The organism is Streptomyces tagetis, assembly GCF_018069565.1.
GTDB lineage: Bacteria > Actinomycetota > Actinomycetes > Streptomycetales > Streptomycetaceae > Streptomyces > Streptomyces tagetis.
Genome location: NZ_JAGPNL010000003.1, coordinates 352129 through 376893 on the forward strand (window position 1 = coordinate 352129; position 24765 = coordinate 376893).

Here is a 24765-nt window from a genome sequence, read left to right on the forward strand (position 1 = left end):
GCGCAAAGGCAGGCGTCCGGGTCTTTCGTCCCGACTTCTCCACGGCGGTTTTCGGCCTTTCCGGGGCCGGGGACCGCGCCCGGCGGCGGACACCCGCCGGAGCACGCCGACGGCGGATCTCCCCGCCCTATGCTTCTACCCGCTTGCGCGGGAACCGCCGGTGACCTGCCGACGTTCCCCGTACGCGCTGCACGGACGCACTCGGGAACACGAAGGAGTGAGCGCCGCGATGGTGTTCAAACGGCTGCTCGGTTCGCTCGGCGTGGGCGGGCCCACGGTCGACACGGTCCTCGATCCGGGCGCGGCCCGGCCGGGCGGCGCGCTGTCGGGCCGGGTCCACCTGGTCGGCGGGGCGTCCGACGTCGAGATCGAGCACGTCACGCTGGAACTGGTGGCGCGGGTGGAGGCCGAGCACGAGGGCGGGGAGAGCGAGGGCGTGGTCGCCTTCGACCGGCACGTGATCGCCGGCGCCTTCCGGCTGGCGGCGGAGGAGCGCCGGGAGGTGCCGTTCACGCTGGCGCTGCCCTGGGAGACGCCGGTGACCGAGCTGTACGGGCAGCCGCTCGGCATCGTGCTCGGGGTGCGCACCGAGCTGGCGGTGGCCGGCGCCCGTGACAAGGGCGACCTGGACCCGCTGACCGTGGCGCCGCTGCCGGCCCAGGAGGCGATCCTGGAGGCCCTCGGCCAACTGGGCTTCGGCTTCCGCTCGGCCGACCTTGAGTACGGCCGGATCGGCGGTACGGGGCAGCAGCTCCCCTTCTACCAGGAGATCGAGCTGAGCCCGGCGCCGCAGTACGCCCACCAGGTCAACGAGATCGAGCTGACCTTCCTCGCCACGCCCGCCGGGCTGGAAGTCGTCCTGGAGGCGGACAAGCGCGGCGGCCTCTTCTCCGACGGGCACGACGCGCTCAGCCGCTTCACGGTCCCGCACGACGGCATCGCGCCGAAGGACTGGAACGCCCTGGTCGACGGCTGGGTCCGCCGGCTCGTCGAGCACCGGGCCTCGTACGGCTCGCACGCGGTCTACGGCCACGAGGCGGGCCACGGCCACCACGGCGGACACGGCGGACACGGCGGGCGCTCCGGCATCGGCACCGCCGTGGCGGCGGGCGCGGCCGGGCTCGCGGTCGGCGTCGTGGGCGGGATGGTGGCCGCCGAGGTGATCGACGAGGTCGGCGACTTCTTCGAGGGCGACGACGAGAGCGACGACGGCGGTGACGAGGAGTGAGCGGCGCCCGTGACGGGAAGGCCGACCTGATAACTTCTACAGAACTGTAGATATCCGCCCGCCGGGGTGAACCACCTCTCGACCTCACGGAGTTCGCATGGCCCTCTGGGATCGTTTCAAGGAATCCGCATCGCAGATGCAGAACCAGCTCGTGGCGAAGAAGAACGACCTCAAGAGCGGCGCCTTCCGCGACGCGAGCATGGCGATGTGCGCGCTGGTCGCCGCCGCCGACGGCTCCGTCGACCCGGCGGAGCGCCGGCGGGTGGCGCAGCTCATCGCCGGCAACGAGGTGTTGCAGAACTTCCCGGCCGACGACCTGCGCCGCCGCTTCGAGGGCTACCTGGACAAGCTGACCGCCGACTTCGACTTCGGCAAGGTCAGTGTCCTCCAGGAGATCGCCAAGGCGAAGAAGAAGCCCGCCGAGGCGCGCGCGGTGGTGCAGATCGGCATCGTCATCGGCGGCGCCGACGGCGACTTCGACCAGACCGAGCGGGCCGTGGTGCGCGAGGCGTGCTTCGCGCTCGACCTGCCGCCGCACGAGTTCGACCTCTGAGCCGTCCTCCCACCGGGCACCCGGCCGCCGCCCTTCGGCCGGGGCTCCGGCCGGGCCCGCGACGGGACCTTTCCGGCCCTCGGCCGGTCGACCGCCGGCCCCTGTCTGCCGTAGATTCCGTCCGGGCCCGCGGGTGCGGGTCCGGACCGCATGCCACCCGGGGAGCAGCGTCGTGTTCGGACTGAGCGAACTCGCGATCATTCTCATCGTCGTCATAGCCGTGCTCGCCGCCAAGAAGCTCCCCGAGCTGGCCCGCTCGGCGGGCAAGTCGGCGCGCATCCTCAAGTCGGAGGCGCGCGCGCTCAAGGAGGAGCAGGGCGCCGCTGCGGCGCCGCCGCCTCCGGCCGAGGAGGCGCCCCGCGAGCCGGCGCCGGACGGCCCGGCCTCGCCCCGGGTGATCCAGGGCGAGGTCGTCGACCGGGACGAGCGGCGGCCCGGCACGGAGCCCTCCCGGGACTGACCACCGCACCCGGACCCACCGCGCGCCCGTGGACCGGCCGCCGAACCCTGGACCGCCCGCCCGCCCATGGACCGACCACCGGACCCGGGGTCGGCCGCGTGCCCGTGGACCGACCACCGGACCTGACCGCCCGCGTGCCCGTGGACCGACCGCCCGCCCGTGGGCTGACCACCCGCCCGTGGACCGACCACCCGCCCGTGGGCTGATCGCCGGTCCTCCGACCTGCGCGGATCGGCGATCCGGACATACCGGGAGCTTTCTCTCCGTTTCGGGTACATAATCAGAACATGAGTACGGCAACGTATGTCCTTCAGGCCGCTCCCGACGCGCTCGCGATGACCGGGGCGTTCGTCGGTGGCCTGGTGATCGTGGGTGCGTTGATCCTGGCCGTGCGGATCGGTATGCGGGTCATGGACCAGGAGCCGACCCGGCCGCGCGCCGACGAGCAGCCCACGCTCCCCGCCACCGGCGCCGTCCGCGAGGAACGCGAGATGCGGGAGCCCGACGAGATCCCGCTGACGTCGGACGGGAGCCCACGGCTGATGCCGTACCAGCTCCACCACGCCGGGAGCCGACGGGGCGCCGACCAGACCCGGCGCCGCTGGCTGCCCGGATCGAGCGGCGCCTTCGGCAGCGGCGGCCCGGGACACGTGTGACCCTCGGCGACCGCCGGTGAACCCCGGGTGCGCAACGGCCCCGGGGCAGGGGGAGTACGTACCCCCGGCCAAATCCGTCGACCCCCGCGCGGCCCCCGTGTTACGGCCGCCCCGCTCCGTTCGTTCCCCTGCCCCGGGCCTTCCGTACCCGGGAGAAGAGGCTTTGCGCCCCGGCCCGCGCCGAGCGCGCCTCGCAGCACCGCCTGACCGGCCCGGTCCTCGACGCCGTCCCCCGCGGACGGTGACCGGACGCCGCCTCGCGGCGCCCTGATCCCTCGCCGAGGCGCTCGGCCTGCTCTTGCCATCACGCGGACTTCCTCGGCAAGGAGCCCCCGGGTGTCCCACCCGCACGACCCCCGCGCCGCCACGTTCACCTGCGCCTGGTGCGGCCTGACGGTGTCCTCCGCCGCCGACGGCGGCGCCCCGCGCAACCACCACCGGCCTCGCCCGGGAGGCACCGCGCGTGCTGTGACGCGACCCCCGGGGCGGTGACCGGCGACGGTCCACCGCCCCGGGGGAAGCTCCCCGGGCCCGGTGTGCGGCCTGCACAGTTTCCCGTCCCGGACCGGTCCTCGTGCCCACTGACCCGTGTCATCCGGGCGCTTACCTTCAGCGGAATGTTCCGTTCCCAGCCCGGGAGACGCCATGGAATCCACCGCTGAACAGCACGACGACTACGCCCTGAGCCGGGTGCCCACCGGCCGGCGGCACCACTGGTTCTCCATCGCCGTACAGCGCTTCGGGATGCTGAGCTCGCTCGCCAGCTTCCTGATCGGCGCCACCCTCGGCTTCGGGATGACCTTCTGGGACGCGGTCCTCGCCATCACCTTCGGCGCGGTCGTCCTGGAGATCGTCACGATCTTCACCGGCATCGCCGGACAGCGCGAGGGGCTGTCCACCTCCGTCCTGGCCCGCTGGACCGGCTTCGGACGGGCCGGCTCCTCCCTGATCGGCCTGGCCATCAGCGTCTCGGCGCTCGGCTGGTTCGGCATCCAGAACGCCGTCTCCGCCCAGGGCCTGGTCAGCCTGATCGGCGTCCTGCCGCTGTGGGCGTGGGCCCTGGTCTTCGGCCTGACCGTCACCGGCATCGTGATGCTCGGCATCGGCTCCATGGCCTGGACCGCCTACATCGCCGTGCCCGCGTTCCTCGCCCTCGCCGGCTGGTCCATCATCAGCGAACTCTCCCGGCACGACCTCGGCGACCTGCTCCACGCGGCACCGGCCGGGCCCCAGCTCAGCCTGCTCCAGGGCACGTCCATCGTGGCCGGCGGATTCATCGTCGGCGCCGTGATCACCCCGGACATGAGCCGCTTCAACCGCACCTCCGGCGACGTGGTCAAGCAGACCGTCGTCGGCATATCCCTCGGCGAGTACGTCATCGGCCTGATCGGTGTCCTGCTCGCGCTGGCGCTGCGCACCAACGACGTGGTCGCCATCGTCACCTCGACCTCCGGGTTCCTCGGCACCCTGGTGATCATCGCCGCCACCCTCAAGATCAACGACTGGAACCTGTACGCCGCCTCGCTGGGCATCGTCAACTTCGTCGACCAGGTCTTCGGCCGGCGCGTCCACCGCACCCTGGTCACCCTCGTCGTCGGAATCCTGGGCTCCGTGCTCGGCGCCGTCGGCATCCTCGACCGTTTCACCGATTTCCTGGTGCTGCTCAGCGTGGTCTTCCCGCCCATCGCGGGCATCATGGTCGCCGAGTACTTCCTCGGCCGGGTCTGGCGCCCCGAGCTGGACGCCTCCCGCGAGCGCGGCGCGCTCCCGGACACCGCGCCGACCTGGGTCCCCGCCGCCCTGGCGGTGTGGGCCTGCGCCTCCCTGATCGGTCACTTCGTCGAATGGGGCCTGCCGTCCGTCAACTCCGTCGTCGTCGCAATGGTCCTCTACCTGGCCCTGGCCCGGCTGGGCCTCGTCCGGGGCGTCGGCCGGTCCGCCACCCACCTGCCCCCCACCACCCCGTCGACGGCGGCCGGGCGCCGCGCGTCGGCCGGGTGAAGCCGACCGAAAGAGAACGAGACACCATGCTGAGACTGGGAATCGACGTCGGAGGCACCAACACCGACGCCGTCCTCATCGACGGGAACCGCGTCCTGGCCGCCACCAAGGCGCCCACCAGCCCCGACGTCACCACCGGAATCGTCACCGCGATCGCCGGCCTCAAGCAGGCCGCGGAGTTCGACCCCGCCGCCGTGGCCGCGGTGATGATCGGCACCACCCACTTCATCAACGCCCTCGTCGAGGGCGACCGGCTCGCCCCCACCGCCGCCATCCGCTTCGGGCTGCCCGCCACCAGCGCCCTGCCGCCGCTGGTGGACTGGCCCGACCGGCTGCGCACCGCCATCGGCGAGCACAGCCACCTGTGCCACGGCGGCCACGAGTACGACGGCAGCCGGATCGCGGACTTCGACGAACGGGAGTTCCGCGCCGTCCTGGAACGGGCCGTCGAGGCGGGCGCCCGCTCCTTCGCCCTCTCCTCCGTGTTCTCGCCGGTCAACGCCGAGTTCGAGCAGCGCGCCGCCGAGATCATCGCCGAGGAGCTGCCGGGCCGCCCCATCAGCCTCTCCCACGAGATCGGCCGGATGGGCCTGCTCGGCCGGGAGAACGCCACCGTCATCAACGCGGCCCTGCGCGAACTGGCCGAGCACGTCGCCGCCGGACTCACCCGGACCGTGGCCGAGGCCGGCATCAGCGCCCCGCTCTTCCTCAGCCAGAACGACGGCACGCTGATGGACGTCGACTACGCCCGCCGCTACCCGGTCGCCACCTTCGCCTCCGGTCCCACCAACTCCATGCGCGGCGCGGCCTTCCTCTCCCGGCAGGCCGACTGCGCGGTGATGGACGTCGGCGGCACCACCACCGACGTCGGCATCCTGCAGAACGGCTTCCCCCGCGAGGCGTCCACCGACGTCTCGGTCGCCGGGGTGCAGACCAACTTCCGGATGCCCGACGTGCTCTCGGTGGGCATCGGCGGCGGCAGCCACGTCACCCACGAGGGCGGACCGCGGGTAGGCCCGAAGAGCGTCGGCTCCCGGCTCACCGAGCGGGCCCTCGTCTTCGGCGGCGACCAGCTCACCGCCACCGACCTCGCCGTCGCCGCCGGACTCGCCGACATCGGCGACCGGGACCGCGTCGCCCACCTCGGCAAGGACCTCGTCCGCGCGGGCCTCGACCACATCGCCGAGCGGATGGCCGAGGTCGTCGACCGGATGCGGATCTCCCCCGACCCCGTCCCCGTGGTCGCGGTCGGCGGCGGCAGCATCCTCGTCCCCGACCGGCTCGCCGGCGCCTCCCGCGTCGACCGCCCCGAGCACTACGCCGTGGCCAACGCGATCGGCGCGGCCATCGCCGAGGTCGGCGGCGAGGTCGACCGGGTCTTCTCCGTCCAGCCCGGCCGGCGCGACGCCGTCCTGGACGAGGCCCGGCAGGAAGCCGTCGACCGGACCGTCGCGGCCGGCGCCCGCCCCGGCTCCGTACGGGTCGTGGACATCGAGGAAGTGCCGCTCGCCTACCTGCCCGGGAACGCCACCCGGGTCCGCGTCAAGGCCGTCGGCGAACTGAGCCTGGGAGACAGCCTGGGAGAGCTGGGAGACAACGATGCGTGAGATCACAGTCGACGACCTGCCGGACATGGCGCGCGGCGCCGCCGTGCTCGGCACCGGCGGCGGCGGCGACCCGTACATCGGGCGGCTGCTCGCGCAGCAGTCGATCCGCCGCAACGGACCGGTCACCCTCGTCGACGCCGACGAGGTGCCCGACGACGCCGTGGTCATCCCCACCGCGTTCATGGGCGCGCCCACCGTCATGCTGGAGAAGCTGCCGGCGGGCACCGAACTCACCGCCGCGCTGCGGGCCCTGGAGAACCTCATCGGGCGGCGTGCCACCCACACCGTCTCCATCGAGGCGGGCGGGCTCAACTCGATGATCCCCTTCTCCGCCGCGGCCGAACTCGGCCTGCCCCTGGTCGACGCCGACGGGATGGGCCGCGCCTTCCCCGAACTCCAGATGCTGCTGCCCACCCTGGGCGGCGTCTCCGCGACCCCGATGGCCCTCGCCGACGAGCGCGGCAACAACGTCAGCCTGCGCACCCTCGACAACTCCTGGGCGGAGCGCTTCGCCCGCTCGGCCACCATCGAGATGGGATGCAGCGCCGCCGTCAGCCTCTACGTCCTCACCGGAAGACAGCTCAAGGACCTCATGGTGCACGGCACCATCACCCTGTGCCGGCGCATCGGCGCCGCGATCCGCGAGGCCCACGAGCGCCACGCCGACCCGGTCGCCGCAGCCGCCGGCGAACTCGGCGGACGCACGGTCTTCCAGGGCAAGCTGGTGGACGTGCGGCGCACCACCGAGGGCGGATTCGCCCGCGGCCACGCCGTCCTCGACGGGCTCGGCACCGACCTCGGCGGCCGTATGGACGTCTCGTTCCAGAACGAGAACCTGGTCGCCGAACGCGACGGCACGGTCGTCGCCAGCGTCCCCGACCTCATCTGCGTCCTCGACACCGACACCGGGGAGCCGGTGACCACCGAGACCCTGCGGTACGGGCTGCGGGTCAGCGTCGTCGTCGCCCCCTGCGACCCGCGCTGGCGCACCCCGGAGGGACTGGCCCTGGCCGGCCCCGGCTACTTCGGGTACGACCACGCCTACGTGCCGGTGTGAGACCCGGGGCGACGTCCCGCGGGGTCACCGACGGGGTGGTCCCCCGGGTGAGCGCCCGTACCGCGCGCCCCGCCGCCGGTGCGATGTCTGCGATCATCAGGATATGACGCGTTTCGGGCCCGATGTGCTCCGCGGTATCGCCGTGGAGCACATCGACGCCCTGGCCGCGGGGGCGGCCCTGCTCGGCTCCGGCGGCGGCGGGGACGTCGCCCTCGGCAGTCATCTGCTGCGCCGCGCACTGGCACCCGCCGGGCGCCGGGTCGAGGTGGTGCCGGCCGCCGGGCTCCCGCCCGGCGCCCTGGTCGTCCACGCCGGCGTCGTCGGCGCCCCCGACGTGCTCGCCGAACGGCTCCTCGCCCCCGGCGACCTGGCCCGCGCCGTCGAGGCCGTCGTCGGCCACCTCGGCGGCGACCTCGCCGCGGTCGGCGTGATCGAGATCGGCGGGCTCAACGCCGTGGCCGCCGTCCTCACCGCCGCCCACCTCGGCGTGCCCGTCGTCGACGGCGACCTCATGGGCCGGGCCTTCCCCGGCATCAACCAGACCACGGCCGCCGTCGCCGGCCACCCGGCCGCCCCGCTCGCCCTGGTCGGCCCCGCCGCCGACACCGTGGTCGTCCCGGCCGCCTCCCCCGCCATGGCCGAAGCGCTCATCCGAAGCTGCGCCGCCACCATGGGCGGCGCGGCCTCGCTCGCCATGTACCCGCTCACCGCCGCCGTGCTCGCCGCCCACGGCGTCCGCTCCAGCCTCAGCGCCTGCCACGCCCTCGGCACCGCCTACCTCACCCGCGACCCGGCGGCCGGCGCCCGCGCGCTGGCCGCCCGGCTCGGCGCCCGGCTGCTCTTCGAGGGCCGCGTCGACGAGATCCGCCCCCCGCTCGCCGGCTCGCCCGGCTGCACCACGCTCACCTCCCCGGACGGCGGCGCGACCGCCCGCCTCGACCACCAGGAGGAGTTCCTCGCCGTCACCCTCGACGGCGTCACCGTCGCCGGCACCCCCGACATCATCGTCGCCCTCGCCGTCGGCAGCGGCGCCCCGCTCCGCGCCGACCAGCTCCGGCCGGGCCACTCCCTGGTCCTGCTCGGCCTGCCCGCCCTGCACACCTGGCCGCCCGGGACCGCCGCGCTGGTCGGCCCGCCCGCCTTCGGCCTCGACCTGGAGGCGGTGACGACCCCATGACCGGCCGCCCCCGGGTCGCGGACCTGCTGCACGACCCCGTCCTGCACGGCGTACGGACCGTGGCCGGCGCCGCCGGCACCGAACGCGTCGTCGAGGACGTGCGCTGGTACGAGGGCGACCTCGACGACGTCGACGGCCACCTGCTGCTGTGCGGCGAGGCCGACGTGACCCCGCTGTACCGGCTCGACGCGCTGGTCCGCCGGGCCGAGGAGGCCGGGGCCGCCGCCCTCCTCGTCATCGCGGGCCCGGCCCGGCCGCTGCTGTCCAGCGTCCGCCTCGCCGACCGGCTCCGCATCCCCGTGCTCTGGCTGGCGGAGGACCACCCGGTCCGCCTCGTCCAGGAACTGACCGCCCGGGTCCGCGCCCCCCAGCAGGACCGCGCCCGGACCGTGGAACGGCTGCTGCGCCAGCTCGGCACCAAGCGCACCGGACAGGAGATCCTGGCCGCGGCCGAGGCGGTGCTCACCGCCCGGCTCTCCCTGGTCACCTCCGAGGGCGACGCCGTCCTCGGCGACCCGGTCCCGCCGGACCCCGCGCTCCGGCCGGAACGCCCGGTACCGCAGCGCGGCGACCACGTCCTGGTCCACCCCGTCCTCGACCCGGACGTCCACCGGGTCGCCGCCTGGCTCGCCTGCCCCTACGAACGCGCCGCCGAGGCCCGGCTGGAGACCCTCGCCATCGGACTGGCCGTGACCGAGCCGTTCCTGCGCTCCTGGCTCTCCGCGCAGCGCGCGCAGACCGTCCGCGACTCGGTCTTCCAGACCCAGTTGCTCTCCGAGATCCTCACCGGCGGCGACTCGGTCAGCCGCGACGTCGTCGAGGGCGCGGTCTCGCTCGGCTGGCAGCTCCAGGGCTGGCACGTCGGCGTCCACCTGGTCGCCGACCCGCCCGGCCGGGCCGGGGCCCGCGACCCGGTCGTCGAACGGTTCCGGGCCGGGCTCGCCGCGCACGGCGTGGAGCCGGCCGGCGCCGTCCACCGGGGCAACGGCTGGGCCCTGTGGACCAGTACGGACACCGAACCGGCGCCCGAGGACGCCCGCGCGACCCTCGACGCGGTCCGCCGGGTGATCGCCGCCCTGCCCCGCGACCGCGACCTGGCCGCGGGCATCGGCCGCCCGCACCGCGGGCCGGGCGGCCTCGCCGAGACCCTCGCCGAGGCCCGGGACGCCGCCGAACTCGCCCGCAGCCACGACTACCGGCCCGCCGTCGAGCACTCCGACGAACTCGGCGTCGCCCGGCTGCTGGCCACCTGGCAGCGCTCCGAGGTCACCCGCGCCTTCGCCGACACCTCCCTCGCCCCGCTGCGCGACCCCGCCCACGCCCACCTGCTGACCACCCTGCGGGCCTACCTGGAGAGCGGCGGCTCCGTCGTCCTCACCGCCCAGGCCCTCGGCGTGCACCGCAACACCGTGACCGCCCGCCTCCAGCAGGTCCGCGAACGCCTCGGCGTCGACCTCGACGACCCCAGCCGGCGGCTCGCCCTCCAGGTCGCCTGCCGCGCCCTCGGCGTCTGACGGCGCCCACCCGGCCGGACCCGGCACTCTGCACAGGACACCGGGCTCCACGGGGCATCCCGCACATTCCCGGACCTTCCCCGGCTGCCTAGTCTCCCCGTACCGCTACCCAAGGAGACGACATGCGCATTCGGGTCATCCTCCCCGTGATCGGCGACGCCCTGATCGACCACGTCCGTACGGAGGTGACCGGCTGGGCCGCCGCCGGCACCGAGGTCGACGTGGTGTCGCTGGAGCGGGGCACCGCCAGCATCGAGTCCGAGTACGACGAGGCGCTGGCCGGTCCCGGCATCCTCCAGCGGGTCGAGGAGGCCGCGGCGGACGGCGTCGACGGCGTGTTCATCACCTGCTTCGGCGACCCGGGGGTGCACGCGGCCCGCGAGATCATCGACGCCCCGGTGGTCGGCGGTTTCGAGCCCGCCATGCTCACCGCGCTCAGCCTCGGCGAGACCGTCGGCATCGTCACCGTGCTCCCCAACGTGCTGCCGATGCTGCGCTCCCTGGGCCGCCGCTACGGCATCGAGGGGCGGATCGGCGCCCTGCGCGTCGTCGACCTGCCGGTACTCGGCCTGGAGGACCGTGAGGTCCTGCTCGACCGCCTCGCCGAGCAGGCGTCGGACGCGGTCGCCCGGGGCGAGGCGGACGTCATCGTGCTCGGCTGCACCGGGATGCTGGGCGTCGCCGCCGAACTCCGCGACCGGCTGGCCGCCGCGGGCCACGCCGTCCCGGTGGTCGACCCGACCGGTGCCGCCGTGACCTGGCTGGAGAGCAGCGTCCGCCTCGGCGTCACCCCGAGCCGCACCACGTACATGCCGCCGCCGGCCAAGGCCCGCTCCGTGTGAGGGGACGAGGGACGAGGGACGGGGGACGGGAGGCGGGAGGCGGGAGGCGGGGGACGGGAGGCGGGAGGCGGGAGGCGGGCCCGGACCGGCCGGCCGCGGGCCGACGCGCGCCCGCCCGCCCGCCGGTCCGCTCTCCGTGGGTACGGGCGCGCGCCCGCGCGGTGAGCGGTCCGCGCGGGCGCGCTGCCGGGCACCGGGGCCGGGACCCGGGAGTCAGTCGCCGGGAGCCGGGACCCGGGGCGTCGCCGCCCCGGCCGGTGCCCGGCCCGGCTCAGGAGCCGGCGGCGTTGCGGCGCCGGGTGGCGACGACGATCGCCATACCGCCGATGAGCAGCACCGCGGCGCCGATGGCGACCGGGCCGGTGTTGCTGTCGGCGCCGGTCTCCGCGAGGTTGCCGGTGCTCCCGTCGGGGGTGACGTCCGAGCCGGCGACCGGCTGGGAGGCCGAGGCGGACGGCGTGCCGTCGGGGGCCTCGGAGGGCGCCCCGGCCGACGGCGTACCGCTCTCGGGGGTGTCCGACGGCGTGGCGGGCGCCGGCCGCGTGGTCTCCGGGGTGCCCGGCTGCGACGTGTCCGGCTGCGGGGAATCGGTCTTCTCGCCGGCCGGGGTCGTGCAGTCCTTGGTGCCGCCGTTCCAGGCCGCGATCAGCTTGTCCTTGATGACCGGGCGGTCCGGTCCCTTGGGCAGCTCACCGTGTTCGAAGCCGTCGTCGGCGCCGGTCTTGCCGTCGAAGCGGACGGCGCCCCGGTACAGGTCGATCTGGGCGAAGCAGCCCGCGTCCGGCACGGCGATGTCCAGGGTGCCGGTCTCGCCCGGCTTGACCGTCGCGGTGGAGAAGTCCACGAAGACCTGCTCGCCGGAGGTGGCGAAGGTCGGGCCGTGGGCGAGGAACGAGGAGAGCGAGGCGGTGCAGGAACCGGCGCCCCGGGCCGCGCGGACCCAGACGCGGACCTTGCCGTCCTGGGTGGGCCGCAGGCTCTGGTCGTCGACCTCGACCGAGTCGCGGAAGTCGGTGCCGTCCAGCGAGAACTGGCAGCGGTCCTCTCCGGTGGCCGTCCCGGCGCCGCTGCCGGGCTTGTAGGAGCCGCCCTTGTTCCAGCCGTCGCCTCCGGGCGTGCCGTGGGCGAGGGCGCCGGAGGCCCCGGCGACGGAGGCGGCGCACAGGGCGAGGCTCGCGGCGCCCGTCCCCAGCAGGCGGCGCATGGTGACACGTCGTGCTATCGACATGCGGGTCCCATCTTGGCGTGTGCTGCACCCGGGTGACGGCGGCAGGGCAGCGACCGAGCGCGCGCCGGCCGTACCGGGGTGAGTGAGTGAGAAGGACTGGGCCCTTCGATCACGCGGGCCACAGTGGGAGCCATCGTGGTCCTGACGTCGAATACTGTCAACTTGCGATTATTTCAAGGCAGTTCCTGACCGCTCACCGCTTCGCCACAGAGGGAACGTTCCGTTCCGCACGGTGACACGCCCTCACGTTCCGTCGCGGGGGACTCGCCCCGCTTTCCCGCCCGGGGGCCCTCGGGTGAGGGCGGGCTAGAGCGGCGGCTGTGCGGGCGCGGGGCCGAGGGTGGTGGTGCCGGGGGCGGTGCGGTGGCCGAGGCCGGTGCGGTAGGCGTCGAGGGCGGCCTCCACCCGGCCGGTACGGCGCAGCAGGTCGCCCAGGAGCCGGCACAGGTCGGCGAGGTCCCCGGCGGCGCCCGCGCGCTCCAGCAGGCTCAGCGCCCGTACGTAGTGCTCCTCGGCGGTCTCCGTGTCCCGGGCGTCCTCGGCGATGATGCCGAGCAGCCGGTGCGCGCCCGCGGAGTGCACGGCGCCGCGTTCGGAGGACAGGTCGTCCAGCACGCCGCGCAGGAGACCGGCGGCCTCCTCGGACTTGCCGCGCCGGTGGAGCACGTCGGCCAGTTCGACGGCGACCTGGCTGCTGTAGAGGGCGGCGCGGGTGGCGGAGAGCATGCCGAGGGCCTCGCGCAACTCCTCCTCAGCGCGGGGAAGTTCCCCGTTCTGGGCGTAGACGTAGCCGCGCATCCAGTGGCAGTTGGCCAGCTCGGTGCGCAACTGGAGCGTGCGGTACAGCTCGGCCGCCTTGGCCAACGAGGCGTCGGCGTCGGCGAGGCGCCCCTCGGCGAGCAGGGTGCGGGCGACGGACCGGTGCATGCGCGCCACCAGCGCCGGATCACCGGCCCGGGGGGCGAGCGCGAGGGCGTACTCGGCGGCCTTGGCGGCCCGCGCGTGCGCGCCCATGTCCATGTAGGGGCCGATCACGCTGGCGTAGAGCAACAGCAGCGCGTCGGGATCGTGCAGCCCGCCCCGGTTCAGCTCGTCGAGCGCCGCCTCCAGCAGGTAGACCGCGTAACGGAGTTCACCGGCGAGGTAGTGCGTGACGGCCCGTCCGCGCAGCGCCGGGACCCGGGCCGGCAGCGGGGCGTCCGCCAGGCACGCCTCGGCCTTCTCGAAGTGCTCGTGGGCGGCGCTCAGTTCGCCGGTGTCCACCGCGCACTCGCCGAGCCCGAGCAGCGCGGCGGCCCGCTCCTCGTCCAGGTGGTACGCCTCCGCCTCCGCGAGCAGCCCGCCGTACAGCTCCGCCGCCCGCCCCGCCTCCCCGGCGGCCAGCGTGCGCTGCGCCTCGGTGAGCCGGAGCCGCAGATCGGTGGCGAGCCGGGCGGGACGTCCGGTGACCAACTCCTCGTAACCGACGCCGAGCCGGTCGGCGATGTGCCGCAGGGCGTCGTCCGAGGGGCGGACCCGGCCGGCCTCCAGGGTCGAGATGTAGGCGGGCGTGTACGCCGGTTCCGCGAGCTGGCGCTGCGTCATACCGCGCTCCACCCGCAACCGCTGCACCCGTCGTCCGATGGTGCCCCGGTCGTCACGGTCCCCCACTGCCAACTCCCCCTGTGCCTCTTGCCGTTAGGCTCCGACGGCCCTAGGTTAAACCGCGAATTAAGCGCGCTTAACAGCGCTTGACACGATCCCGCAGAGGACGCCGTGGCCACACGCACCCGCACCGCCGAACGGTACGCCAGGGGCCTCGCCGCCGCCGTGGCGGCCGTGGCCTGCCTGTTCCTGGCCGGAACCGCGGGCCAGTCCCGTACGGCCGAACCCGCCTCCCCGGCTGCCCCGCCCCAGAGAGACACGGCCCCCATGGCCGACTCCCTGACCCCCCTGAACCCTTAAGCCGCCCCGCCCCCGCGGCCCGGACCCGGCGCGTCGCGGCGGTCGCCGAACGGGATTCACTCCGACGAGGGGCCTCGGTCACGAAAGGCGCTCTCGCCATTCCCTGGAACCGGTCGCCGCGGGCATAACGCGTCGATCCCCTCCCCCGGTCCGCGCCCGGCCACCGCCGTACGACCCGCTCCCCGGACCCGCGCGCCCCGGACACCCGGTGCGGACCCCTGGGCCTCCAGCGGCCCGCGGACGTACGTGGCCATCGCGCCTCCGGGAGGTGAGGACTCCTCGTCACCGGAATCCGACGGTAGAGCGTCTCCCGGCCCCACGGGAAGGGAATCCAGGGGTGGTACTCCTGCCGCCGGGCGGAGGAAACTCCTGGTGGCGGCCTCGGACCGGCGCCCGCACAGCCGGAGCCGACCCGGCCCGGGGCCCCCTGGGTCAGGGGTGGGCCTGGAGGCGGTGGAGTTCTCGGTGCACGTGGGCGAGGGCGCCCTCGCGGCGGCCGGGGACGTGGCTTCGGAGGGCGGCGAGGGCGGTACCCAGTTCGCGGGCCCGAGCGGGGACGGTGATGCGGCCCCACTGGTGGTGGGCACGGTCGACGGCGGCCTCGACGGCGGGCGCGTCCGGTGCCTGGCCGGCCCGGAGGCGGGCCTCGGCGACGGCCAGCCAGGCACGGCAGCTCCGCACCGGGTCACCCGCGAACATCGCCAGGTCGGCCCGGACCTCCGCCCAGTGCAGGGCGTCCTCCGAGGCGGGCCCGTGGACGTGCGCGGCGGTCCGTTCGTGATGGGCGGCGAGGGCGTCGGCCTCCGTGTGCCGGCCGGAGCGTACGGCGTCGGCGACCCGGGCGTGGGGATCGCCGGCCGCGGGTCCCGGCGCCGTGAGCACCAGGCCGGGGCCGGTCGCCGCGTCCTCGGCGGCGAGACGGGCCAGCACCTGCTGGTGGAGCTGGTCCGGCGGCGGGCGGTGTCCGCTGCGCAGGATCGTGGCGAGGGTGCGCATGTACGTCGGGGTCCCCACCGTCCGCCGGGAGGGCGGGGGTGCGATACGGCCGTAGACGGCGTTGTTCCTCCCGGAGTCGAGGGGGAGGGGTGGGGTGGGGTGGGGGGCGGTGGGTCGGGGTGGGGTGCGTCGGGGTGGGGTGGGTCGGGGCGGGGTGGGCTGGTGTGAAGCGGGCTGGGGGGCGGGGGGCTGGTGTGAGGCGGGCTGAGGGGCGGTGGGCCGGCGTGGGGGTGTGAACCCGTTGGGGGCTGTGAACTCGGTTGCCGGTGTTGACGCGTGATCGGTCGCGGGGCTCCGCGCCGCTGTGAACCCGGGTGGGACTGTGAACTCGGGTGAGGCTGTGAACTCGGTCGTGGCTGTGAACCCGTGTACCGGGGCGTCGCCCGGGGGCGCTGTGAATTCAGGTGTCGCTGTGAACCCCGGCGCCGGTCCCGGTGCGGAGGGTGCCGCTGTGAACCCGGGTGGCGCCGTGAACCCCGGCCCGGAGGGTGCCGCTGTGAACCCAGGTGGCGCCGTGAACCCCGGCCCGGAGGGTGCCGCCGTCTGCCCGGCGGAGGCTGTGAACTCCGGTGGTGGTGTGAACTCGTGTGCCGGTGCCGGGCCGGACGGTGGTGTGAACTCCGGTGGACCTGTGAACCCGCCCGGCGCACCGCCTCCCACCGCCACGCCCCCGAACGCCACCGCCCCCTCCCCGGCCGCCCCGCCCCCCGCCGCCGATTCCCGTTCCCGGAGCCACCGCCACGTCTCCTGGTCCGCGTGCAGGTCCAGGAACAGTGTCGTCGCCCCGCTCGGCCGCAGGCGCAGCTCCTCACGGACCCAGTGCCACGGCAGCGCCGTGTACCGCATCGTCGCCGCCGTCGTCCGGGCCAGCGCCAGGTGCGGCAGGCGCTGGCGCCGGTCGAGCTGGAGCTGCCCGGCGATGTACACCGTCAGCGGGCCCGGTGCCGCCGCCGCGGCGCGCAGCCGGGTCAGGACGGCCTGCGGGTCCAGCGGGTCGGCGAGTTCCACGACGTTCGCCGTCTCCGTGCCGGAGAGCACGGCGGGCGGCACGGCCGCGAGCACGGGGAGGACGGACGCCGCGTCCACCAGGCACCCCCGGCCCACGGGCGACGCCGCGAGCAGCAGCACGGTTCCGGACAACGGACCCTCCCCCGATCGATCACGTACATCAGCACGTTAACCGCTCGTACCCCACCACGGGGTGCTCACTTCACGACCCGCCGCACGGCGAAGATCGTGGTGTCGTCGACCAGCAGCCCCCGGCAGTGCCGCAGCGTGCCGTCGCGTACCAGGGCGACCAGCCGCTGCGGCGCGACGACGCCGTCCGGGTCGACGGCGAGGGCGCGGACGATGTCCTCGGCCGGCTGGTAGAAGCGGCCCTCGGGATCGCGGGCCTCCGTCACCCCGTCGGTCATCAGCAGCAGGGTCTCGTCGCGGGCGAGGGTCACCCGGCACACCGGCGGCAGCACACTGGGCGCGATGTCGGCCATGCCGAGCGGCAGACCGGCCTCGGATTCCAGCCTCCGGACGCCTTTGGGGCCGACGACCAGGGGAGGTTCGTGGCCGAAGACCACGGCGTCCACCGCGTCGGGCAGGTCGTCGGAGAAGCCGACCAGCACGGCGGTGGCGAAACGGTCGCCGTCGCCCCCGGAGTAGCCGAGCCCCTGGGTGTGCTGGCGGTGGCGCAGGAGGCGCTGGTCGAGCCGTTCGGCGACCGTCAGCAGGTCCGCCTCGTAGTAACCGGTCTCCCGGAAGGTGCCGAGCAGCGCGGATGCCGTCTCGACCGCGCCCAGCCCCTTGCCCTGTACGTCCCCTATGAGGACGCGGGTGCCGTGCGGGCCGAGCTGGATGTCGTAGAAGTCGCCGCCGACGCGGGCCTCGGTGTCCGCGGCGAGGTAGACGGCGGCGTGGTCGAGGCCGCCCCAGCCCTGCGGGATCGGGCGCAGCACGGTGCGCCGGGTGGTGTCGGCGATGTCCCGCATGTGCAGCATGCGTTCCTCGCCGCGCACCCGGACGCTGGAGGCCACCACGGCGATGACGCTGCCGAGCAGCACCAGGACGAGTCCGGGCAGGCCGGTGTGGTTGTGGTCCTGCCAGACGAGGTCGGCGAGGAGGTAGACGCACACCGCGAGCACCCCGAGCCCGGCCGTCGTCCAGACTCCGCAGATGGCGGCGGCGATGCCGGGCACGAGAACGGTCCAGGAGATCACCTGGAACGCGCCGGTGGTGACGTCGATGACGGCGATGACCGCCAGCAGCGCCAGCGGGAACAGCCAGGAGATGCTGCGCCCGCGCACGCTGAACAGTTCGTGCCGCAACTCGACGTCGGTCCGCCCGACCAGCCGGCCGACGAACTTCCATCGGCCGGTCACCCGCCTGTGGACACGACCCCTCACGCGCCCCAGCGAAACACGCGGGCACGTCCCCCGCATCCCGGACTTGCCAGGCGGCCGATCCGGGTGTGCTCTGGTAGCCGAGGCGACGAGGAGAGGAGTCCTCTCATGGCTCACCAGGCACTACCGACGTCCGGTACCTCTGGCACCTCACGCGGCACACCTGCGGGGCCGCGCAGGACACCCGACATCTTCGGCGAGCGCGCCCATCTGGCGGCCCACTGGATGCTCCCCGTCGTCCTGGGGCTGGTCTACGGCTACTGGGTGGCGGCCAACCGCCGTTTCGGCGGACCGATCACCGGCTGGAACATCTTCTACGGCTTCATGACGGCGCTCGCCTTCGCCGTCCTCTACGTGGCGGTCCGGGCGGTGGCGCAGCGGCTGCCGCGCGAGGGCCACGCGGCGCTGTGGGCGGCGTTCACAGGCAGCGCGCTGGGCTTCCTGTACACACAGACCGGCGTGGCGATGTTCACCTGCATCGGCCTGTCGCTGGTGGTGGCGGCGGCGACGTTCCTCGTCCTCTTCTACCGGTACTACACCCACGAGGACGCGGAGGGCCGCCGTACGAGCTGACGGCGGGCGGCGCGCGGGGCGGTGGCGTGCCGCGCGCCGGGCGCACGTTCGGCGGGGCGGGGAGGGCCATATGCAGTCACGCGGCTCGCCCGTCCCGCGCGCGGGGCGTTGTCTGGGAGGGTGTCCCCTCGTCTGCGGAGCCGCCTGTCGGCCGTCCTGATCGTCCTCGCCTGCCTGCTCGCCCCGTGCGGCGCGCTGGCCGCGTGGGCGGCGTACGGGCTGGGCGACACGGGCCGTTACGTCGCCGCGATGGCACCCCTGGCCACCGATCCCCACGTACGGGAGGCGGTGGCCGACGCGGTGGGCGAGGGCGTCCTGGAGGAGGTGGAGACGGCCGCCGCGCGGGACGGCGGCGTGCCGGGCGCCGGGGAGGCCGTGCCGGCGAGCGACAGCGTGCGCCTGTTCGTACGGGACGCGGCGCGGTCGTTCACCCGGACGGCGGCGTTCCGCGCGGGCTGGGAGACGGCCAACCGCACCGTGCACGGCGCCGTGCTGCACGCCCTGCGCGACGACCGGACGGCCGGCCGCGCGGTCACCGTCGACCTCGCCCCCGTCACCGCCCGCGTCCGCAGCCGGCTGGCCGAGGACCACGTGCCCATGGCCGACCGCATCCCCGTCCGGCCCACCCCGGTCACCGTGCTCCCGGCCCACGACGTGGACCGGCTCAGGAAGGGCTACCACGTGGTCGACGTCGCCGCGTTCTGGCTGCCGCTGGCGGCCGTCGTCTTCGCCGTGGCGGGCATCGCCGTCGCCGCCTGCCGCCGCCGGGCGGTGACCGCCACCGCGCTCGGCACGGCGCTCGGGGGCGGGCTGCTCGCGCTCGCCGTCGTGGTCGGCCGGCGGCTCACCGTCGCGGGCCTGCCGGGCCCGGTGGACGGCCCAGCCGCAGGCGCCGTCTACGACGCGCTCACCACGACCCTGCGTACGGCGGCCTGGGTCCTGGTGGGCCTCGGTCTCGCGGTCGCCGTGCTCTCCTGGCTCGCGGGCCGCCTCCACACCCGCCGCCAGGGCCCCACCGGACCCGCCGTCGGCCCGGCCCCGAGCCGCGCCCGCCTCTGACCTGCCGCGGAACGCCCCGCAGCCCGGCCGAAGCGGCGGCCTGCCGGAGGCCGCCCCTCGAACCCGCCGATCCGCCCCAGGGCCAAAACCCGCCCCCGCCCGCCCCGGACGGGAACCTTCCGCCCACCTCCCCCGTCATCCGGGCGGAAGGGCACGGAGACTGGAGGGGGCCGGCGGCCCGGACGGACCCCGGACCGAACGGACCCTCGGGCCACGGCCCGGACGGCCCACCCCCAGGCGGCGTGCCCGGCGAGCGGAAGGCGGCATGTGGACACCGACACGGCGACCGGCGAGTGGACGGAGGAGCCCGGCGCACCGCGTCCGGAGCACCGGCCGGGGCGGGGGCCGCGGGCCTGGTGCGGCGGGCTGCTCTTCGCCGGGGTGAGCGCGGTCGTCGGCTGCCGGGCGGCCGACACCGACGGCGTCACGCCGGTGCCGCAACTGCTCGCCTTCCTGCCCTGGCTGCTCGTCCCGGTCGGCCTCGGCCTGCTGCTGGCGCTGCGCGCCCGCTGGTGGACCGGCCTGGTGTGGGGCGTGGCGCTGCTGGGGCTGCTCGCCTGGTACACCGGGCCGTACGGGAAGACCGGCGGTCCTCCGGCCGGGCCGCCCGTCGCCGAACTGCGGGTGCTGACCTCGAACGTGGAGTTCGGGCAGGGCACGACCGCGCTGATCGCCACCGTACGTGGCGAGAAACCCGACCTGATCTTCGTACAGGAGTGTGACCCCGGGTGTGAGGCGGCGCTGCGCAAGGAGCTGGGGGCCGACTACCCGCACCGCCGTGCCGTCTCCGGCGGCGGCTCCGAGGGGTCCGTCATCCTCAGCGCCCACCCGCTCACCGCGGCGCCCGGCGTCCCCGCCACGATGGGCATGCCCGCGGCCGTCGCCGACGTGCGCGGCCACGCCGTACACCTGCGGCTGGCGCACCCGATGCCGCCGCTGCCGGGCCAGGTGAGCCTGTGGCGTACGGAGCTGGGGGCGCTGCGCGCCGCCGCCGCCGGGGACGGCGGGGGCCCCGCCATCCTCGCCGGCGACTTCAACGCCTCCCAGGACCACGCCGCCTTCCGGCGCCTGCTCGACACCGGGCTGACGGACGCGGCCCGCCTGGCCGGGGCCGACCGCGCGCCGAGCTGGCCGTCCCGGAGCACCCCGGCGTTCGGCGTGCAGATCGACCACGTGCTGGTCTCGGAGCACTTCACCGCGCACCGCGCCCGGTTCCTGCGCCTGGCCGGCACCGACCACCGGGCGCTCGTCGTCGACCTCACCCTGCACGGCGACGGCTGATCCGCCGCCGCCCGGCCGCCACCTCGCCGCCCCGGGGCTCCTCCGGCTCAGACGCCGATGTCGGCGCCGTCCGCGCGCCACACCACCACGACCGCCGGGCGCACGATCCGGCCCGGTCCGTCCGGCCAGGTGCTGGCCGGCTTCTCGACGGAGGCGCCGTCGACCTCGCCGGGGTGCTGCACGGCGACCAGGACCCGGCGGTCCTGGATGAGCGGGCCGCAGGTCTCCGCGCCGGTCGGCACGGTCAGGAACTGCTTCAGCTCACCGCGCCGGCTGCCCGTGGTGGCGACGCCGAAGAGGCCGTCGTGGGTGCCGAGCGCGTTGCCGTCGGTGGAGATCCACAGGTTGCCGTGGTCGTCGAAGGCCACGTTGTCCGGGCAGGAGATCGGGCTGACGGCGTCCTTCGGGAAGCCCGCGAAGTAGGTCGACGGGTCCTTCGGATCGCCCGCGACCAGGAACAGCGACCAGGCGAAGGTGAGGCTCTCCGCCTTGTTGCCGCGCTCGGTCAGCTCCAGGATGTGGCCGTGCTTGTTGGCGTTGCGCGGATTGGCCTCGTCCGCCGCGGGGTTGGAGCCGACGCCGCGGTTGGTGTTGTTGGTGAGGGCGACGTAGACCTTGCCGGTGCGCGGCGAGGGCTCGATGTCCTCGGGGCGGTCCATCTTGGTCGCGCCGGCCTTGTCGCCGGCGAGCCGGGTGAAGACGCAGACCTCCTCGGCGGTCATGCCCGCGACGTGCGAGACGGCGCCCCGGGCGGTCGCGGTGACCAGCGGAATCCACCGGCCGCTGCCGTCGAACTCGCCGTCGCGCGGCAGCTTCCCCGTGCCGTCGATGTCCCCGGCCGGGGAGTCGCCGGTCAGCTTGGCGACGTAGAGGGTGCCTTCCTCCAGCAGCGTCAGGTTGTGGCGGCGCGCGGCACGGCCGGTGCCCGGCATCATGCGCTTGCTGCCGACGAACTTGTAGAAGTAGTCGAACCGTTCGTCGTCGCCCGAGTAGACGACCGGGCGGCCGTCCCGGGTCATGCGCACGGTCGCCGCCTCGTGCTTGAAGCGGCCGAGCGCGGTGTGCTTGCGGGGCGTGGAGGTGGGGTCGTACGGGTCCAGCTCGACGACGTAACCGAAGCGGTGCACCTCGTTGGGCTCGCGGGCGATGTCGAACCGCTTGTCGAAACGCTCCCACTTGCGCTCGGTGGCGCCGGTGCCGATGCCGTACCGCTTGTCCGTCGCCCGGTCGCCGCCGGTGAAGTACTGGTTGAAGTTCTCCTCGCCGTGCAGTGTCGTGCCCCACGGGGTGGTGCCGCCGGAGCAGTTGTTGAGGGTGCCGAGCACGGTGGTGCCGGTGCGGTCGGCGGAGGTCTTCACCAGGGCGGAGCCGGCGGCGGGGCCGGTGAGCCGGAACTCGCTGGTGGCGGTGGACCGGCGGTTGAGGGGGTGGCGGGGGACGGGGGTGAGGTTGCCGGTGCGGCGGTCCTCCTCCACGACGACGGTGGACAGTCCGTGCGCCGCCCACGCGATCTCGACCTGCTCGCGGGTGGGGTTCTCGGGGTCGTAGCCCCGGAACATGAGGACCTCGTCGGTGTACTCGTGGTTGGCGACGAGGACCTGGCGGCCCCGCTCCCCGGGCAGCGGCAGCAGCGCGAGGAAGTCGTTGTTGTACCCGAACTGCCCGGCCTGCGCCCTGGCGGTCTGCCGCTCCGGGTCGAAGGCGGGTGCCCCGCGCAGGATCGGGTCGCCCCAGCGGATGACGACGTCCTGGCGGTAGCCGTCCGGGATCACCACGGCGTCGCGGGTGTTGGGGGCGACCGGGGTGAAGCGGAGCCCGCGCGCGGCCTTCGGTTTCGGCGGTTTCCCGGTGCCGTGGCCATGGCCCTTGCCGGCGGCGGGGACCGCCTGGGCCGGCGGCGCGAGGGCGGTGCCCACGGCGCCGGCCCCCGCGGCGGCCACGGTGACGACGGCGGCGGCGCGCATCATCGAACGGCGGCTGAGCGCGCCCGCGATGACGTCGCCGACGTACTCGTTGGAGCTGGTGTTGGGTACCTCCTGGAAACAGGCGTCACCACACCGGAAACGGCAGGTCATGGCGGACCGTCCGCCGGGATGCGTTCCGGACGGCGTTCCGATCAGCGGCAGCATCTTGCGCACTTCGTTCTCCCCTGGCAGACCCTTGGTGTCAGCGCGACCGTAGGGGCACATACGTGCGGGAGCCGGGCGGCGGAGTGAACGCCGGATGAACCCGTGGCAGCCGGAGGGAAGTTGATCGCCGGCCCGGCCGGATCGGCCAGGACGGCTCGTTACCGCTCTTGACGCGCCCTGACTTCCATGGCAGACCCTGCACAAGATCACAAGCCGGGGCCGCTAACCTTACGTGTCCGTCCTGGCCAGGGATTGACGGGCATCAACTCACGCGAAGGGTTGCGCACATGGGCATTCTCACTCTCCTGCGGAACGCGTTCGGTCGGTCACGCAAAGCAAGGACCGCCCAGGCGGAGGGTGTGACGCCGGAGACGGCGCCGCCGACCGCCCCCGACGACGACGCCGCACCGGCCACCCCGGAGCCGAAGCTCCCCTCCCAGTCCACCGCCCCCACCTCCACCTCCACTTCCACTCCCACTCCCACCCCCGCTCCCACTCCCGCAGCCGAACCAGCCGCCCCGGCCGCCCAGGTCCCCGAGCCCCGGCCGGCCACCCCGGAGGAGCAGGATGGCGGGGAGCACGAACTCGTCACCGCCGCCTTCGCCAACATCACGGTCCCCCACCCCACCTCGCCCCACGACTCCGACCAGCCCACCCCGGCGGAGCAGCCGAAGCCCGAGGCGGCGACGGAAGCCACTCCGGCCACCGAGGCAGAGGCGAAGCCGGAGCCGGAGCCGGAGCCGAAGGCAGAAACGGCGGCAGAGCCCGAGCCGGAAGCATCTCCGGAACCGACCCCCGAGCCGGAACCGACGGCTGAAGCCCAGCCGGACCCGGCCCCCGCCCCGGACCCGGAGCCGGAGCCGGACCCGGACCCGGAGCCCGCGGCGGAGGCGACCCCCGAGCCCGCGGCCGAGACGCCGACCCCGGCAGCCGGGGAACCGACGCCCGAGCCGGAACCGGCACCCGAGCCCGAGGCGGCCACCGAGCCGGAGCCCGAGCAGCCGGCGGAGGAGCCCGCCCCGGAACCCACGGCGGCAACGGAGCCGACCCCGGCCCCGGCGCCCGTGACCGAAGCGGAGCCCGAGCCCGCGGCCGACACAACCCCGGAGCCCGCTGCCGAGGCGGCCCCCGACCCGGAGCCCACGCCCGAGGCCGAGCCGGAAGCCACCCCGGAACCGACCCCCGAGCCCGAGCCCACGGCCGAAGCCCAGCCGGACCCGGCCCCCGAACCCGCAGCCGCCCCCGAGCCGGCCCCGGAACCGGCCCCCGCCCCCGCCCCCGCCCCCGACCAGGAACCCGCAGCCGCCGACGGCGAGGACACCCCACAGGCGGCACCCGCACCCGACAACGCATCCCGCACGGGTGGTGCGGGTGGGAACACCCCGGCCGAAGGCGAAGCCGAGGCCACCCCCGCCCCCGCCGGAGGCGACACCGCCGCCGCCTCCCTCCACACCCACGCCCTCACCGGCACCCGCGCCAAGGTCTACCTCGTCCTCGACCGCTCCGCCTCGATGCGCCCGTACTACAAGGACGGCTCCGCGCAGGCGCTCGCCGAGCAGACCCTCGCCCTCGCCGCCCACCTCGACCCGGAGAACACCACCGTCCCGGTCGTCTTCTTCTCCACCGAGGTGGACGGCACCGGCGAGCTGACCCCCGCCGCGTACGAGAACAAGATCGACGAGCTGCACGGCTCGCTGGGCCGCATGGGCCGTACCAGCTACCACGCGGCCGTCGAGGCGGTCCTCGCGCGGCACGACGAGGAGCCCGCCGGCACACCCGCGCTGGTGGTCTTCCAGACCGACGGCGCCCCGGACGCCAAGACACCGGCCACCCAGGCGCTCACGGCCGCCGCCGAGAGCCACCCCGGCGTCTTCTTCGCGTTCGTCGCCTTCGGCGACCCGGAGAACAAGGCGTTCGACTACCTCCGCAAGCTGAAGTCGCCGAACACGTCGTACTTCCTCGCCGGCGAGACCCCGCGCGAGCTGACCGACGCGGAGCTGTACGAGGGCGTCCTCGCGGGCTGGCGCCCCTAACCGGAAACGCCCCCCGCGAAAGCGACCCCGTCCA

Annotated in this window: 18 protein-coding genes and 2 pseudogenes; 14 read left to right on the forward strand and 6 right to left on the reverse strand. The window is 74.8% G+C overall.

Translation table 11 applies throughout. From position 1 onward, the window contains the following. Positions 1 to 229: 229 nt before the first annotated feature. From J5Y05_RS13660 to J5Y05_RS13705, 10 genes are all read left to right on the forward strand, one after another. Complete coding sequence (locus tag J5Y05_RS13660) at positions 230 to 1228, forward strand: sporulation protein (protein WP_210872015.1); 999 nt, start codon at positions 230 to 232, stop codon at positions 1226 to 1228. A 97-nt stretch (positions 1229 to 1325) separates the two neighbouring features. Then, complete coding sequence (locus tag J5Y05_RS13665; RefSeq protein WP_210872017.1) at positions 1326 to 1781, forward strand: tellurite resistance TerB family protein; 456 nt, start codon at positions 1326 to 1328, stop codon at positions 1779 to 1781. Positions 1782 to 1953: 172 nt separating this feature from the next. Beyond that, the gene (locus J5Y05_RS13670) at positions 1954 to 2241 is read left to right on the forward strand and encodes a twin-arginine translocase TatA/TatE family subunit (protein ID WP_210872019.1); all 288 of its coding nucleotides are present in this window, start codon (positions 1954 to 1956) and stop codon (positions 2239 to 2241) included. Between the two features lie 287 nt (positions 2242 to 2528). Next, on the forward strand, positions 2529 to 2897 hold the full coding sequence (locus tag J5Y05_RS13675) for a DUF6479 family protein (protein ID WP_210872021.1): 369 nt from the start codon (positions 2529 to 2531) through the stop codon (positions 2895 to 2897). Between the two features lie 645 nt (positions 2898 to 3542). After that, positions 3543 to 4898: a purine-cytosine permease family protein gene (locus J5Y05_RS13680; RefSeq protein WP_210872023.1), complete on the forward strand. Its 1356-nt coding sequence runs from the start codon at positions 3543 to 3545 to the stop codon at positions 4896 to 4898. A 26-nt stretch (positions 4899 to 4924) separates the two neighbouring features. Next, a complete protein-coding gene (locus J5Y05_RS13685; RefSeq protein WP_247614628.1) occupies positions 4925 to 6505 on the forward strand; it encodes a hydantoinase/oxoprolinase N-terminal domain-containing protein in 1581 nt (526 codons plus the stop codon). Beyond that, positions 6498 to 7562, forward strand: coding sequence for an S-methyl thiohydantoin desulfurase family protein (locus J5Y05_RS13690; RefSeq protein ID WP_210872024.1), 1065 nt, complete (start codon positions 6498 to 6500; stop codon positions 7560 to 7562). The genes J5Y05_RS13685 and J5Y05_RS13690 overlap by 8 nt, the downstream gene beginning before the upstream one ends. 103 nt (positions 7563 to 7665) lie before the next feature. Further along, the gene (locus tag J5Y05_RS13695) at positions 7666 to 8739 is read left to right on the forward strand and encodes an S-methyl thiohydantoin desulfurase family protein (protein ID WP_210872026.1); all 1074 of its coding nucleotides are present in this window, start codon (positions 7666 to 7668) and stop codon (positions 8737 to 8739) included. After that, on the forward strand, positions 8736 to 10253 hold the full coding sequence (locus J5Y05_RS13700; RefSeq protein WP_210872028.1) for a PucR family transcriptional regulator: 1518 nt from the start codon (positions 8736 to 8738) through the stop codon (positions 10251 to 10253). The genes J5Y05_RS13695 and J5Y05_RS13700 overlap by 4 nt, the downstream gene beginning before the upstream one ends. 122 nt (positions 10254 to 10375) lie before the next feature. After that, entirely contained in the window at positions 10376 to 11095 is a 720-nt protein-coding gene (locus tag J5Y05_RS13705) for an aspartate/glutamate racemase family protein (protein ID WP_210872030.1), read from the forward strand. Between the two features lie 271 nt (positions 11096 to 11366). On the opposite strand, the gene J5Y05_RS13710 is transcribed toward J5Y05_RS13705, so the two are convergent. The 5 genes and pseudogenes from J5Y05_RS13710 to J5Y05_RS13725 form a co-directional block, all read right to left on the reverse strand. Beyond that, the gene (locus J5Y05_RS13710) at positions 11367 to 12323 is read right to left on the reverse strand and encodes an LAETG motif-containing sortase-dependent surface protein (RefSeq protein ID WP_210872032.1); all 957 of its coding nucleotides are present in this window, start codon (positions 12321 to 12323) and stop codon (positions 11367 to 11369) included. A 306-nt stretch (positions 12324 to 12629) separates the two neighbouring features. Further along, positions 12630 to 13973, reverse strand: a complete 1344-nt coding sequence (locus tag J5Y05_RS13715) for a helix-turn-helix domain-containing protein (protein WP_210872034.1) — start codon at positions 13971 to 13973, stop codon at positions 12630 to 12632. Between the two features lie 726 nt (positions 13974 to 14699). Continuing rightward, positions 14700 to 15347 (reverse strand): annotated as a pseudogene (locus J5Y05_RS31820) (hypothetical protein); the annotation flags it as partial. Positions 15348 to 15985: 638 nt separating this feature from the next. Then, positions 15986 to 16403: pseudogene (locus J5Y05_RS31825) on the reverse strand (hypothetical protein); the annotation flags it as partial. 65 nt (positions 16404 to 16468) lie between these two features. After that, positions 16469 to 17635, reverse strand: a complete 1167-nt coding sequence (locus J5Y05_RS13725) for a PP2C family protein-serine/threonine phosphatase (RefSeq protein ID WP_307853901.1) — start codon at positions 17633 to 17635, stop codon at positions 16469 to 16471. A gap of 129 nt (positions 17636 to 17764) precedes the next feature. Here J5Y05_RS13725 and J5Y05_RS13730 point away from each other — a divergent pair, with 129 nt between their 5' ends. The 3 genes from J5Y05_RS13730 to J5Y05_RS13740 all read left to right on the forward strand — a co-directional run bounded on the left by J5Y05_RS13730 (position 17765) and on the right by J5Y05_RS13740 (position 20569). Continuing rightward, on the forward strand, positions 17765 to 18229 hold the full coding sequence (locus J5Y05_RS13730; RefSeq protein WP_210872040.1) for a hypothetical protein: 465 nt from the start codon (positions 17765 to 17767) through the stop codon (positions 18227 to 18229). A gap of 120 nt (positions 18230 to 18349) precedes the next feature. After that, positions 18350 to 19288 (forward strand): hypothetical protein, encoded by a 939-nt coding sequence (locus tag J5Y05_RS13735; protein ID WP_210872042.1) that lies wholly within the window; start codon positions 18350 to 18352, stop codon positions 19286 to 19288. A 267-nt stretch (positions 19289 to 19555) separates the two neighbouring features. After that, positions 19556 to 20569, forward strand: a complete 1014-nt coding sequence (locus J5Y05_RS13740) for an endonuclease/exonuclease/phosphatase family protein (protein ID WP_210872044.1) — start codon at positions 19556 to 19558, stop codon at positions 20567 to 20569. 47 nt (positions 20570 to 20616) lie between these two features. Here J5Y05_RS13740 and J5Y05_RS13745 read toward each other — a convergent pair whose 3' ends face one another. Beyond that, complete coding sequence (locus tag J5Y05_RS13745) at positions 20617 to 22707, reverse strand: PhoX family protein (protein ID WP_210872047.1); 2091 nt, start codon at positions 22705 to 22707, stop codon at positions 20617 to 20619. 278 nt (positions 22708 to 22985) lie between these two features. On the opposite strand from J5Y05_RS13745, the gene J5Y05_RS13750 reads away from it, so the two are divergent. Continuing rightward, positions 22986 to 24731, forward strand: a complete 1746-nt coding sequence (locus tag J5Y05_RS13750) for a VWA domain-containing protein (protein WP_210872049.1) — start codon at positions 22986 to 22988, stop codon at positions 24729 to 24731. Positions 24732 to 24765: the final 34 nt, after the last annotated feature.

Bases quoted from the DNA above. Each gene is read 5' to 3' on its own strand.
- J5Y05_RS13660 (WP_210872015.1), top strand. From the start codon at position 230: ATGGTGTTCAAACGGCTGCTCGGTTCGCTCGGCGTGGGCGGGCCCACG.
- J5Y05_RS13665 (WP_210872017.1), top strand. From the start codon at position 1,326: ATGGCCCTCTGGGATCGTTTCAAGGAATCCGCATCGCAGATGCAGAAC.
- J5Y05_RS13675 (WP_210872021.1), top strand. From the start codon at position 2,529: ATGAGTACGGCAACGTATGTCCTTCAGGCCGCTCCCGACGCGCTCGCG.
- J5Y05_RS13680 (WP_210872023.1), top strand. From the start codon at position 3,543: ATGGAATCCACCGCTGAACAGCACGACGACTACGCCCTGAGCCGGGTG.
- J5Y05_RS13685 (WP_247614628.1), top strand. From the start codon at position 4,925: ATGCTGAGACTGGGAATCGACGTCGGAGGCACCAACACCGACGCCGTC.
- J5Y05_RS13690 (WP_210872024.1), top strand. From the start codon at position 6,498: ATGCGTGAGATCACAGTCGACGACCTGCCGGACATGGCGCGCGGCGCC.
- J5Y05_RS13695 (WP_210872026.1), top strand. From the start codon at position 7,666: ATGACGCGTTTCGGGCCCGATGTGCTCCGCGGTATCGCCGTGGAGCAC.
- J5Y05_RS13700 (WP_210872028.1), top strand. From the start codon at position 8,736: ATGACCGGCCGCCCCCGGGTCGCGGACCTGCTGCACGACCCCGTCCTG.
- J5Y05_RS13705 (WP_210872030.1), top strand. From the start codon at position 10,376: ATGCGCATTCGGGTCATCCTCCCCGTGATCGGCGACGCCCTGATCGAC.
- J5Y05_RS13710 (WP_210872032.1), bottom strand. From the start codon at position 12,323: ATGTCGATAGCACGACGTGTCACCATGCGCCGCCTGCTGGGGACGGGC.
- J5Y05_RS13730 (WP_210872040.1), top strand. From the start codon at position 17,765: ATGGCTCACCAGGCACTACCGACGTCCGGTACCTCTGGCACCTCACGC.
- J5Y05_RS13750 (WP_210872049.1), top strand. From the start codon at position 22,986: ATGGGCATTCTCACTCTCCTGCGGAACGCGTTCGGTCGGTCACGCAAA.